The organism is Pseudoalteromonas sp. Z9A6 (genome assembly GCF_011378805.1).
In the GTDB taxonomy this organism is placed as follows: Bacteria; Pseudomonadota; Gammaproteobacteria; order Enterobacterales; family Alteromonadaceae; genus Pseudoalteromonas; species Pseudoalteromonas distincta.
Window position 1 is genome coordinate 1 of sequence record NZ_WTKZ01000054.1, and the last position, 12979, is coordinate 12979.

Here is a 12979-nt window from a genome sequence, read left to right on the forward strand (position 1 = left end):
ACTTAATCTAGCCAAAACAAGTTATGCACTTACAATTTGAATCTAGGTTATAAAAAGGTTTTGTAACGCGACCTTTAGTTAGAAATTTATTGGTCTGGGTTTGTTATTTATAGCAACCCCAGGTTTTTTCGTTTAGCTAATGTAATCTTACCTCACAACAAAATCATTAATAAACTTTATAACTTACCTGCTCATTTTAAATAACCAAAAATGTAGAGTCTCTGTTTAATAAACAGCTTCAAATTTACTTCTTCAAAAGAGGTAACTTTATTCAGCTGGTATCTATTTTGTATCTGCTAGTTTGTACCAATACGCAATAATACTTAATTATTTTGCGGGGCTAAACGTGTCGCTACCTGTGTTAAAAAATTCTCATTTAGAACAACTAAGTAGCGAATTTTTTGCCTAGCTATCAACACGTTTTTCGATCCTCAAAATAGATCACTTAATTAAGCGAATTGATATTATTTACAAACTTAATCACTAAGGACAGATATGAAAGCTGTAATTCCAGTAGCTGGCTTAGGGACGAGAATGCTCCCTATGACAAAAGCTATCCCAAAAGAAATGCTCCCAATAGTCGATAAGCCTCTAATTCAATATATTGTCAGCGAATGTGTGTCCGCTGGTATTAAAGATATTGTGTTAGTTACGCATAGCTCTAAAAATGCAATCGAAAACCACTTTGATACAAGTTATGAACTAGAAGCGACTCTTGAAAAACGTGTTAAACGAGCTTTATTAGATGAAATTCGCTCTATTTGTCCAAATGATGTAACTATTATGAGTGTACGCCAAGGTGAAGCTAAAGGGCTTGGACATGCTATTTTATGCGCTAAACCAATAGTTGGTGATAACAACTTTGTTGTGCTCCTGCCTGATGTGATACTTGATGCCTATACTGCGGATCAAGAGACTGAAAACTTAGCGGCCATGATTAAACGCTTTAAAGAAACTCAAGCAAGCCAAATAATGCTTGAGCCGGTAGCTAAAGAAGACGTTAGTAAATATGGTATTGCTGATATAAACGGTGTTGATCTAATGCCAGGTAAAAGTGCTGCAATTAAAGCAATGGTTGAAAAACCTGATGCAGATTTAGCGCCTTCTAATCTAGCTGTTGTAGGGCGATATGTACTGAGTAAGAATATTTGGCCTCTACTTGCAAAAACGTCTGTAGGTGCTGGCGGTGAAATACAACTTACAGATTCTATTGACGCATTAATGGCACAAGAAACCGTTGAAGCATTTCATATGAGTGGTCGCTCTCACGATTGTGGAGATAAGTTAGGCTACTTAAAAGCAATTGTTGAGTACAGTCTGCGAGATGAAAAGCTAGGTAATGATTTTTCAAGTTTTATAAATGATTTGAATTTACCTTAATACAGCGCGTATTCTTCGTTCTATGGTAGGCTATTTTGAGCTACTAAGTTAGCCGTACTTTTTATACCTAGTAGTAGGCTACGTAGTACGATTGTTACTTATTCTGTATTAATCTTTTCAAGGAATTACCATGATTGAGCAAGGCCAAGAATTACCAGCAGTGACGTTAACGCAATTAACTGACGACGGTATGCAATCTCTTACAAATAAAGAATTGTTTGAAGGTAAAAAAGTCGTGTTATTTGCAGTACCTGGTGCGTTTACACCAACGTGTTCAAATGCCCATTTACCTGAATTTATTACCCTTGCTGATAAAATTAAAGCAAAAGGTGTTGATGCTATTTACTGTGTATCTGTTAATGATGCATTTGTTATGAAAGCATGGGGTGACTCACAAAACGCGCAAGAAATTACAATGCTTGGGGATGGCGATGGAAGTTTCACTAAATCGTTAGGGCTTGATAAAGATACTGCTAGTTTTGGTGGTATACGTTCAACGCGTTACGCTATGATTATTGAAAATGCGCTAGTAACTGGTTTATTTGTAGAACAAGACAAAGAGTTTGTTGTAAGCCGCGCAGAATCAGTACTAGAGAAGCTATAACAGTAATAAAGTGTAGATTTTAGCTTTAACTAATCAGCTAGTTATTATTGAAAAACCGATGTTGGAAACAACATCGGTTTTTTTATTAAAGGCTCAAACTTTAAATTACGGTTGGTATTGCCCGCTAAGCGTTAAACCAGAGAAAGTGCTATAAGCGTTAACGCTTAAGTGCCAAGTACCTGCTTGTGGATTAGTAAATGTACATGTTTCTGCATTGCCATTTTTATAAGGGCGGCAATCGTATGAGCTTGCTGTTGGTTGGCTACCGTATTTTACAAATAAATCAGCATCGCCACTGCCACCCGATGTTGTTACTGTAAACGTACTCATTCCAGCTGGTACATCTAACGTGTAATGTTTCCACTGCCCAGTATTGGCTGACACATCGCTTATAGTGCCGCCGCCTGCTTGTGGAGTACCTGAACCGCCACCCGATGATGAACCACCAGTAATATTACCTACCAAGCTAACAGCTGAATACGCAGAGTAGCCGTTAAGCATTACGTGGTAAGTTCCCGCAGTAGGGTTATCAATAGAACACTCTTCACTATTACCGCCTTTATATGGACGACAATCATAGGTAGTAGTTGTAGGTTTACTGCCTGCACGTACGTATAAATCAGCATCGCCAGTACCACCACTCATAGTGAATGTTACGTTAGTTGCACCGCTTGGAACTGTCATCGTGTAAAATGCTTGTGCATTTGCAGCCCCACTTAAACCTGTTTTAGCTTCACCATTAATAAGCTCGCTATCGCCACCTGTAGGTGGAGTAGTGCCGCCACTTGCTGCTGCAACAGCTGCGGCAGCATCAACAATACCCGTACCACAGCTAGTACATGTCGCAGGGAACGAACGGGTAGTTGATTTTAAAATACTTTCTATTTCGTCAGGCGTTGCATCTGGCTTTGCTTGCTTAATAAGTGCCGCAACACCTGCTACGTGGGGCGCAGCCATTGATGTACCTTGTGAAAAGCCATAGCTGTCGCTTGAAGGTGTAGACGAACCTGAATTGTAAGTTGATAGAACGCCTTCAGAGTCGTTTGCAAAGCTTTGTGCGCCACCTGGTGCTGCAACATCAATATTGCTACCGTAGTTTGAGTAATAAGCTCTGCCGCCATTACGGCCCACTGAGGCTACGTTTACAACACCGTTACAGTTACCTGGGTTGTAGTTTGCTGAGTTATCGTTATCGTTACCTGCAGCAATAACTACCACAGTGCCGTTACTACGTGCTGTGTTAATTGCATTTTGAGTTGTAGAGCTACATGAACCGCTGCCACCTAAACTCATATTAATTACATCAGCAGGGTTTGAGTTAGCAGGAATACCTGAAACACTTCCACCAGATGCCCAAATAATACCGTCTGCAATATCAGAGGTTAAACCACCACACTTACCGAGTACACGAACAGGCACTACTTTTGCGTTATAAGCTACGCCCGCAACACCTTCACCGTTATTGGTTACAGCAGCAACTGTGCCGGCTACGTGCGTGCCATGCCAGCTAGAGTTTTGTGCACCGTTAGTGCCACATTCATTCGCAGCAACTGCATCACCAGGATCACGTGCATCGCTATCGCGACCACCACCGTCATTAGCTACCGAAAGGTTAGAGATCATATCGTAACCCGGTAAAATATTAGCGTTTAAATCAGCATGAGGGCGGTAGCCCGTATCTAGTACAGCTACAACTACACCGCTACCCGTTGCGGTATCCCATGCGGTCGGTAAGTTTAAACCACCGGCTTGCTCGTAGTAGTGCCATTGGTCATCAAAACGTGGATCGTTAGGAGTTGAAAACGGCTTTAACATTTGATCCACTTCAATGTATTCCACATTGCCAGAATCAACCATTTCTTGCATAAACTCTTGAGCTTCTGCCGCACTTAATTTTTTATCAGCACGCATTACGTGATGATTATTAAGTGCCATTGCACGAACGTATTTTGCTTTTACTTTGCCTTTTTTAGAAGCGAAGTTTTTAACAAAGCTTTGTGCGCGCTTTTTCATGCTAGCTGGGCTTGCGTCTGCAGTTGAGAGGCTCGCCATTTCGTTATTATTTTTATATTTAATAATGAACTGAGTTTCGAAACCGCCTTGGCTTTGTAGTTTAGCCGATGTTTCAGCCATTGAACTTGAAACTGATTGAGCCATGCCAGATGTTGCAGCAAAAAGCGTACTAACTGTAATTGCAATTGCGCATCTTTTAAAAGTTTTACTTGTTGTCATAATTATCCCTAGATTTTTATTTATTATTTCGTGATGTAAGATCACGATGTGGGAACGAAAGTAAAGGATCTGTTAACTGGGTTAAAATATCAATTTATTATGTACCTCTTTCATTTAGTTATAACTCAGGTTTTTAGCGGTTTACTCGTTGTTTAGTGTTGTCATATAAATTAAAAATAAGCATAAAGGGTTGGTTTTTTGTGCGGGTAATTATTCCCGACTTATTACTGATGCGTTTTTGTTGTGTTATTGCTAATAATTTAAATGCTACGTTGTTAGCTATCAAACTTTGCTATAATCGGAAAAATTTCTTAGTAGGGTAAAATAATGAGTCAAGTAGATGTAATTGTAATAGGTGCGGGAGCAGCAGGATTAATGTGTGCAGCGCAAGCTGGATACCGTGGCCGAAGCGTTACAGTACTTGATATGGGGAAAAAACCAGGTCGTAAAATTTTAATAAGTGGTGGTGGGCGTTGCAATTTTACAAATGAAAACGCAACCCCTGATAACTACTTATGCGCAAATGCTCATTTTGTTAAATCATGTTTAAGTCGCTATACACAGCATGACTTTATTGAGCTGGTAGACAGACATGGCTTGGCGTATCACCATAAAACACTAGGTCAGCTTTTTTGCGATAACAATGCACAAGACATTGTTGATATTTTACTGACCGAATGTGAGTGGGCCGGGGTAAATATAAAACTACGCAGTGAAGTGATCAGCGTATCAAAAACCGAAACCGGCTATAGCGTTACCACAGAGCAAGAAACCTTAAGCTGTGAGTCGTTAGTTATAGCATCAGGTGGCTTAACTATGCCAAAACTAGGGGCTACACCAATAGGTTATAAAATTGCAGAGCAGTTTGGCTTAAGCGTGTTACCAACTATGGCTGCACTTGTGCCGTTTACTCTGCATCAGCACGATAAAGAGCGTTTTGAAGGGCTTTCGGGAATTAGTATTCCATGTGAAGTTTCAAGCGAAGACGGCACCGTATTTAAAGAAAATATCCTCTTTACTCACCGAGGGTTATCGGGCCCTGCAATATTGCAAATAAGCTCATTTTGGCGAGCAGGGCAGGCTGTCACTATAAACCTGCTACCTGAAATTGATTTAAGGCAACAACTTGCTGATTGGCGTGAAACACAAGCCCAAAAGTCGTTAAAAAACAGCCTTTCGACTATTTTACCTAAACGCTTTATAGAAATACTGCATGAAAGCAAAGCGATACCAGATTGTAATATTAATCAGCTTACACATGCCCAAATAGATGAGTTAGTAAATTACATTCATGCGTGGCAAATTAAACCCAATGGCACAGAAGGTTATAGAACAGCAGAAGTAACATTGGGCGGTGTAGATACCGACGAGTTGAGCTCAAAAACCTTTGAAGCTAAAAAAGCTAAAGGCTTATATTTTATAGGTGAAGTAACCGATGTAACGGGCTGGCTTGGGGGCTACAATTTCCAGTATGCTTGGAGCTGTGGATTTGCTTGTGGGCAGTACGCTTAAGCTTAGGCTATAGACCCATTTAAGTAAGTTGATTGAGCGATAACGGTTGAATCGTTATCGCTAACACATACTTTATTGCGTCCATTATTTTTAGCCTTATATAGCGCTGTATCAGCCCGCTCCAATAGTTTTAGCACTGTATCGTCTTTTTGTATCGTTGCTAACCCAATACTTATAGTAAATGCTATATTTGTAATGGTGTTTTCGGCAATATATTTTCTCAGGTCATCAGCTTTTTTAGCGCTATCATTTAAAGAGGTGTTCGATAAAATAATCGTGAATTCTTCTCCGCCCCATCGCGCAATAAGTGCATCATTTCCCATACGCATTTTTAATATTTTAGAAAACTCAGTGAGTACGTTATCGCCAACTAAATGCCCGTAGGTATCGTTTATATTTTTGAAGTGGTCTATATCGCAAATAAGTAAGCAATGCGGGGTTTTAAAAACGTCGTTTTTAGCAATTAACTGTGATAATTCAAAATCAAATTTTTGCCTGTTATAAAGCCCCGTTAACTTATCGGTTTCTGCTAAGTGTTGAATTTCTAAGTTACGGATAGATAATCGAGTGTATGCCGAAAACCGTGTTTTTTCGTAAAATCTAAAAATTAAAATATGAGCAAGACTTACCTCTATAAGATTAAATAAAGAGCCTAAGCCAATTGTTACGGTTTGCTGTTGTTGTAAATACACAAGATACGCACAAATAGTAAAGGCGACTGCACTAAATAGGCTTCCCCAGTTTCTTCCAACTAAAAAAAAGCTAAAAGGCGGGATTAACGTCGCCCAAAATAAAGAATGCGCATGCCCACCTACAGAAACCACAAACATCATAATTAAGCTAACGACCATAAGGGTAACAGCCCACGCTGCTGCATTTACGTTGGCTGTTTTATTAAACCAAGTATAAATACCTAACGATATAGTAAGTCCTAAGGCATCAATTAAAGCAATGTCATAGCTTTTAAAATAAAAAAGATTGAGGAGTGTTAAAACTAAAAAGTAACATGTAGTTATTAGTAAAGAGTGTGCTATTAAGCGAGTACGCCAAAAATCCTTATGGTCTTTTGGGTATTGTGGAAACTCTTTGTACCAAAAACCTAGCATAATGAACGACTCTTTAACCTCTGAATTTAGTGATTATTACTTATATTAGGCTTTTATTATAGTTTTTTACTTTGATTAAAACGCTTATATACGGTGGTGTTTATAAAAGTTTAAAGATCATTACAGCATTTTTCAAAGGTATGAAGGACTAGGTAGTGACTGATTACTTAAATGTAATATGCCTCGCCTTGATTTAATTGACGCAGAGCTCGCCGTTATCGCTTACGTAGAGCTCTGAATAAATGCTATATCTATTCCTCTATAAATGCTTCGCCTTGTGTCATCCACTTTGCAGCTGGTTTGCCTTTTAAGTAATGATCAAAGTACTGCATCATACGTACTGAAAAATCGACCTGATTAGGAAACTTTTTCAAGTGGTGTGGTTCACCTTCGTATTGTAAAAAGGTTGCATCTTTACCAGCGCGGCGAAGTGCTAAGTAGTACTGCACGCCTTCGTGCCAAGGCACTGCATCGTCTTTATCGCCAAACATAATTAAAATAGGGGTATTTACTTTATCTGAAAAAAACACCGGTGAGTTTTCTATGTAAAGTTCTGGTGCTTCAAATAAGTTTTTACCTATACGGCTTTGCCCTGTTTCGTATTGAAACTGACGAGCAAGACCTGATTTTAAACGTATGCCACTGTAAGCACTTGTCATGTTTGATACTGGCGCGCCAGATACAACCGCTTTAAACATATCTGTTTGGGTTATCATAAACGCACTTTGATAGCCTGCCCAAGAGTGACCTTGTAAGCCTATTTTATCTGGGTCGGCTATGCCTAAATCTATTAATTTTTGGGTGGCGTTTATCATGGTTTGCGTTGACGATTTACCCGGGTGACCTATTTCAAAACGAATGTCAGGTAAAAATACCGCATAACCGTTTGAGGTAAACATAGGGAAATTAGGGCGATGGTTTAATTCCATTTTTGGAAAATCAAACATGCGCTGACTCATGTAACGATAAAAATACACAACCACAGGTACTTTATCGCCTTTTTTATATCCCGCTGGTTTTATTAGTACGCCTTGTAAATCTTCGCCGTCAAAGCCTTTATAGCTTATTAGTTCTGGCTTTTCGCCCCAGGCAAAATTACTAATTTGTGGGTTTAGCGTGGTCACTTTTTTTGGTGCGCTAAAGCTAAAATCTGTTTGGTAGTAATCAGGAAATTGGCTATAAGTTTGCGAGGTAAATAAGTACTTGTCAGCCTTTTTGGCTTTTTTAACCATATCAAAGCGTTTATTATCGCTAAGCACCTTAGTTATTGTGTTAGTGGTTAAGTCGAGCTTTGCAACTTCGCTTTGTTTAGTTTGTAAGTTAATAGCAGAGACAAGTAATGTATCGCCTTTTTTAAAGCCCACTTGGGTTTTATCAAGCTTAATAACACGGTACTGCGTATTACTTTGCTTACCATTAGTTAGGCGTTTAGCTTGCTGCGTTTTTACATCAAACGCCCAAATATCGTATTTACTATAAGCAAGTACTTGGCTGCTATCGGTCATCCAACCAGCAAAACCATAACCAGGTTGAGCAGATGGGTAGTCGTGTTTATCATCAGCAAAGGTTGCCTGAATCACTTTTGTAAGCGGTGTTACTTTATTATTTTTTAAATCTTTTAACTGTATTTGGCTATCGCTAAAATAAGCTGCAAACTCACCATTAGGTGCAAGGCTCGGTTTAAACGGGTAGTTACTAATAATTGGAGTTTGTGTACCGGTGTTTATATTTACTGCAAAGTAATCAGCAAAAAAACCGCCGTACATTATTTTTTCTAGGTAGGGGATGTTAGATGAGCCAAGTAAAGACACATCTCGCTGAGGGTTTAGTGCAACCTCAGGCATGTTTGGTGTACTAAGTTGCGCAACTTTTTGCGAGTTAAAGTGATACACCGCACTGTAATGGCGATTTTTATTAACCTCGTTCCATTGCTGCTCTTCACGTGGTTTTATTTGCGCATCGTTGTTGTGCCATACATTAAGACCTTTGTGTTCACGAATGGTGTCAAAATCGTATAGTGAGGCTTCGTCGGTATATTCTTTGGCTTTTACTTTAGCTGCTAATTTTGGATGGTTTTCAAAATATAAGCGCTCGCCATTTTCTGACCATTTAAGGGAAGCTGTTTTACCTAACGTCCATGTTTTATTAGGTGAATCTATAGTTGAGAGCTTCTCGTTTTTATATAGCTGTAAAGTGTAGTTTCGACGGCGGGTGTCATCATTTACATAGTTACCCAATGTAAACGCTGCAATATTGTCAGTGGGGTGCCACGCTATTTTATTTGCGATTACGCCCGGTTCATCAATTAATACGCTGCTATTAAAGTCACTGAGCTCAATTAACGCTATTTGGTTGTTATTACCATCGCTGTAACTTTGACTCACTAATAGCTGGCTGTTAGCTGAGTTAATAGCGTAGCTAAATACGTTTTCTATTGTATGAGTGCGTTTATCAGATAAATTTACGATAACAAGCGCATAGCTCTTATCTTTTTTATCGGGCGTGATGGCGTTGTCTTCTTCGTTTTTAGTGCTATCGGTTTTATCTTCTACTTTTGCGTCATCGTCTTTTTTATTTAAACGATAAGCAAGCCACATACCGTCATCAGATAACGTGTAATCTTTTACATCAGCAAAGCTTTGTTGGGCACCTGATTGTGTGTTTACGAGTACCAGATTGTTTTTAAGTGTGTCTTTTTTTTTGGTTGTTTCTTTTTCAAGTAAGGTAGGTACTTGTGTAAAAGCGACCCAGTTAGCGGCTTTATTAATATGAGGCTTAGTGCCGCGTTCTATTTCTGCGATGAGTGTATTGCTTTGTAGTGAGTAAACTTGACCAGTTGCATTTCCACGATACGGCGTTGCACTAAAAGTGAGTACTTGACCATTGTCAGATAGTTGCGTGCTTTTAGCTGATTTAAAACTAAATACGTCTTTAAATTGCAGCGATTCTTTGGCGTGTATGCCGGTGCTAGTTAAGCTGGCAAAGAGTGCCGTGCTTAATAAGGTGAGTTTTGTTTTCATTATTGATTCTCGTATTATGACATTGTTTCATTGTAACGAGTTTGGTTCATAATTCGAGCGGATCAGATAAATGGCAGCTACATACGACAAAACGACCCGCAGGTCGTTTTTTAGTATTTAATTTATTAATTTAGCAAACATTACAGCCAAATTTTTTGTAGCTCAAGCCATTGTTTTTCAAATTGAACACTTGGTTTTGCTTTAAAGTCGCTACGTACAAACTGATTCATTTTGCCTTCAACGTAGGCAAGTAAAAAGTTTGCAAGTGTAAGCTCATCACTTTGAAAATTTTTACCTTCACGTAATTTGCGCTCACGAAGCACTTGTTTAAACTGAGTTTCTAGTTTTTCAAACAAGGTTTGTACACGTTCGCGTAAACGTTCCTGCTCACCTTGCAGAGCATCGCCCGTTAAAATACGAGTAATACCTGGGTTTTTTTCAGCAAAGGTTAGAAGTAATAATAGAATGTTATAAATGCGCGTTTGGCTTTCTTTTTCGTTTTCAATAATAATATTTATACGAGATAAAAGGGTATCTTCAATAAACTCAATTAAGCCCTCAAACATACGCGCCTTGCTCGGAAAATGACGGTATAGCGCGGCTTCAGACACACCCACCTCAGCAGCTAGTTTTGCTGTGGTGATGCGTTGTCCTAAATTAGTTTCTAACATTTGTGCGAGTGCTTGCAGTATTTGCTCTTTGCGATTACTTCTTTTTGTCGCAGGCATGAACATTCCTTTTTATTAGTTATTCTTAGTGGCGCAGTTAAGAACCCTAGTCATTTTTTGTTCAAATGATTGGCGTATGTTAATGTTTTATTCAGTTTGTTTCCAGCCTTTTTATAGATGTTTAGCCAGCTGTTCGATCACCTTGCGAGCTATTTCTATTTTACTTGTTGTTGGTAATTCTAGTTGTTCATTGTGCCAGTACAGTGTTAAAGCATTATGATCGGAATTAAACCCTAAGCCACTTTTTGATACGTCATTAGCGCAAATCATATCTAGATTTTTATTTTGTAGTTTACCTTTAGCATAGCTTTCTACATTTTGAGTTTCGGCGGCAAATCCAACCGTATAGGGGCGGTTTTGTGTAAGGTTTGCAATAGCTGCAATTACGTCAGGGTTTTTAGTTAACGTAAGGGTGAGTTCGTCGCCTTGCTTTTTCATTTTTTGAGTCGCAATGTTTGCAGCTCGATAATCCGCAACAGCAGCGCAACCTATAAAAGCATCAGATTGTGGTGCATAGGTAAGTGACTCAGTTAATAGCTCCTCAGCGCTTTCTATATTGATAAGGTTTACGCCAGTAGGGGCTTTTATAGTGACAGGGCCCGAAATTAAATTAACCTTAGCACCGAATTGCAAAGCGGCTTCTGCCAGTGCATAACCCATTTTTCCAGAGCTGTGATTTGATATAAAACGTACCGGATCGAGAGGCTCACGCGTTGGGCCTGCTGTTATTGTAATTGTTTTTCCTGCAAGTAATTGCGGTTGCTCTTCTGCTATACATAGCGCAACTAGCTCATGAGGCTCTAACATGCGTCCAGCGCCTATATCACCACACGCTTGCTCACCTTTACCCGGGCCCCAAATAAGTACGTTACGTGCTTTTAATGTGGCTAAATTAGCTTGTGTTGCTGCGTGTGCATACATTTGCTGGTTCATGGCTGGTGCAACTGCGACTTTTGCAGGCGTTGCTAGCAGTAACGTCGTTAGTAGGTCGTCAGCAATGCCGGCTGCCATTTTAGCAATAATATTACACGTCGCTGGAGCAACTAAAATTAAGTCAGCCCATTTTGCAAATTCAATATGCCCCATTGAAGCTTCAGCAGAAGGGTCTAGTAATGAGTCAGAGACTGTTTCTCCACTAACGGCTTGCATGGTCAGTGGTGTAATAAAGTGTTTAGCTGATTCAGTCATAACTACTTTTACTTCACAACCAGAGTCTTTTAATCGCCTAACGAGTTCTGCACATTTATAAGCTGCAATACCGCCGGTAATACCTAGTACAATTTTTTTGTTTGTTAAGTTAGTCATGGATGTTCATCAGTTTTTATTAAATATTGGGCTTAAAATAACAAATCTTTACCCATACAGCGAAGTTTTTTAATTCGAAATAACAGGCTAAATTTCAAATTTGCATTACATTTATAAGACACTTTCGCCTCTCAAGGATGAATAATGCAACTTACTTCACTACCAAACTCACTTCGACCTCGTGAAAAGCTCATAGCAAAGGGGGCTAAGGCGTTGACTGACGCAGAGCTTCTTGCCATATTTTTACGAACAGGGTTACCAGGAATGAATGTAATTGAGTTGGCTCAGCATTTATTAAACGAGAATAAAACACTTCATAATTTGTTTAATGCCAGCATTGAGGAATTTTGCTCTCAAAAGGGTCTAGGGACCGCTAAGTATGTTCAGCTACAAGCTGTGTTAGAGCTAAGCCAGCGTTATATGCAGGAGCGTTGCCAACGAGACGCCGTGTTTAATTCGCCAAACTCAGTTTACGATTACCTAACAATTCAAATGCGAGGCTTGCAACAAGAAGTATTTATGGTGTTATACCTAGATAGCCAAAATAGATTAGTAAAAGACGAAATACTTTTTTATGGCACAATTAATTCTGCCAGCGTTTATCCGCGTGAAGTGGTTAAGGCTGCTCTTAAAAATAATGCAGCCGCCGTTATTTTTGCGCATAATCACCCAAGTGGTATTGCAGAACCGAGCCAAGCAGACAAACTTATTACTAATAAATTGCAGCAAGCACTGCAATTGGTCGACATAAGTGTGCTCGATCACATCATTGTTGGTGGAGAAACCTGTGTTTCGTTTGCCGAGCGAGGCTTGATTTAGCTTTGTTAGATACAGAAGTGTGTTAAAAATGAGCTGTTTAACGTGTTTTGGCAAATTAGTTTAATTTAAATGCAGTTTTTACTTTCCCTAAGGGCATTCGATCTTTATAATTAGCCGCTATCAAATTTACATATATGAGCTGATTGGATAGATCAGTGTTTGATCTTTGCCTGTAAAAGCTGTATAAAGAGCGCCCTTCGATTTATCTCTAGGGCGGAAATACACGGCCTTAGATTAAATTAAGCTCGAGCGAAGTTATTGGAGATATATAGA

The 12979-nt window shown here is 39.2% G+C and carries 9 protein-coding genes; 4 read left to right on the top strand and 5 right to left on the bottom strand.

The features are described 5' to 3' along the window. The first annotated feature begins 495 nt into the window (after positions 1 to 495). The gene (gene galU, locus GQR53_RS16370; protein WP_165744542.1) at positions 496 to 1380 is read left to right on the top strand and encodes a UTP--glucose-1-phosphate uridylyltransferase GalU; all 885 of its coding nucleotides are present in this window, start codon (positions 496 to 498) and stop codon (positions 1378 to 1380) included. Positions 1381 to 1510: 130 nt separating this feature from the next. After that, complete coding sequence (locus GQR53_RS16375) at positions 1511 to 1984, top strand: peroxiredoxin (RefSeq protein ID WP_024594812.1); 474 nt, start codon at positions 1511 to 1513, stop codon at positions 1982 to 1984. 105 nt (positions 1985 to 2089) lie between these two features. Here the strand turns inward: GQR53_RS16375 and GQR53_RS16380 are convergent, their stop codons facing one another. Further along, on the bottom strand, positions 2090 to 4216 hold the full coding sequence (locus GQR53_RS16380) for a S8 family peptidase (RefSeq protein WP_002957741.1): 2127 nt from the start codon (positions 4214 to 4216) through the stop codon (positions 2090 to 2092). Positions 4217 to 4543: 327 nt separating this feature from the next. Here GQR53_RS16380 and GQR53_RS16385 point away from each other — a divergent pair, with 327 nt between their 5' ends. Then, the gene (locus GQR53_RS16385) at positions 4544 to 5728 is read left to right on the top strand and encodes an NAD(P)/FAD-dependent oxidoreductase (RefSeq protein ID WP_039488280.1); all 1185 of its coding nucleotides are present in this window, start codon (positions 4544 to 4546) and stop codon (positions 5726 to 5728) included. A 2-nt stretch (positions 5729 to 5730) separates the two neighbouring features. Here GQR53_RS16385 and GQR53_RS16390 read toward each other — a convergent pair whose 3' ends face one another. The 4 genes from GQR53_RS16390 to coaBC all read right to left on the bottom strand — a co-directional run bounded on the left by GQR53_RS16390 (position 5731) and on the right by coaBC (position 11887). Next, positions 5731 to 6834, bottom strand: coding sequence for a GGDEF domain-containing protein (locus GQR53_RS16390; protein WP_165744543.1), 1104 nt, complete (start codon positions 6832 to 6834; stop codon positions 5731 to 5733). A gap of 251 nt (positions 6835 to 7085) precedes the next feature. Then, positions 7086 to 9854 (bottom strand): prolyl oligopeptidase family serine peptidase, encoded by a 2769-nt coding sequence (locus GQR53_RS16395; protein ID WP_165744544.1) that lies wholly within the window; start codon positions 9852 to 9854, stop codon positions 7086 to 7088. Positions 9855 to 9994: 140 nt separating this feature from the next. Continuing rightward, complete coding sequence (gene slmA, locus GQR53_RS16400; protein ID WP_004335558.1) at positions 9995 to 10582, bottom strand: nucleoid occlusion factor SlmA; 588 nt, start codon at positions 10580 to 10582, stop codon at positions 9995 to 9997. 111 nt (positions 10583 to 10693) lie between these two features. Further along, positions 10694 to 11887 (bottom strand): bifunctional phosphopantothenoylcysteine decarboxylase/phosphopantothenate--cysteine ligase CoaBC, encoded by a 1194-nt coding sequence (gene coaBC / locus GQR53_RS16405; RefSeq protein ID WP_165744545.1) that lies wholly within the window; start codon positions 11885 to 11887, stop codon positions 10694 to 10696. Between the two features lie 144 nt (positions 11888 to 12031). Between coaBC and radC the strand changes: the two genes are divergently transcribed. After that, entirely contained in the window at positions 12032 to 12706 is a 675-nt protein-coding gene (radC, locus tag GQR53_RS16410; RefSeq protein WP_007581936.1) for a DNA repair protein RadC, read from the top strand. Positions 12707 to 12979 lie beyond the last annotated feature (273 nt).

Excerpts from the sequence above, each read along its gene's own strand:
- galU (WP_165744542.1), top strand. The coding sequence starts at position 496 with ATGAAAGCTGTAATTCCAGTAGCTGGCTTAGGGACGAGAATGCTCCCT.
- GQR53_RS16375 (WP_024594812.1), top strand. The coding sequence starts at position 1,511 with ATGATTGAGCAAGGCCAAGAATTACCAGCAGTGACGTTAACGCAATTA.
- GQR53_RS16380 (WP_002957741.1), bottom strand. The coding sequence starts at position 4,216 with ATGACAACAAGTAAAACTTTTAAAAGATGCGCAATTGCAATTACAGTT.
- GQR53_RS16385 (WP_039488280.1), top strand. The coding sequence starts at position 4,544 with ATGAGTCAAGTAGATGTAATTGTAATAGGTGCGGGAGCAGCAGGATTA.
- GQR53_RS16390 (WP_165744543.1), bottom strand. The coding sequence starts at position 6,834 with ATGCTAGGTTTTTGGTACAAAGAGTTTCCACAATACCCAAAAGACCAT.
- GQR53_RS16395 (WP_165744544.1), bottom strand. The coding sequence starts at position 9,854 with ATGAAAACAAAACTCACCTTATTAAGCACGGCACTCTTTGCCAGCTTA.
- slmA (WP_004335558.1), bottom strand. The coding sequence starts at position 10,582 with ATGCCTGCGACAAAAAGAAGTAATCGCAAAGAGCAAATACTGCAAGCA.
- coaBC (WP_165744545.1), bottom strand. The coding sequence starts at position 11,887 with ATGACTAACTTAACAAACAAAAAAATTGTACTAGGTATTACCGGCGGT.
- radC (WP_007581936.1), top strand. The coding sequence starts at position 12,032 with ATGCAACTTACTTCACTACCAAACTCACTTCGACCTCGTGAAAAGCTC.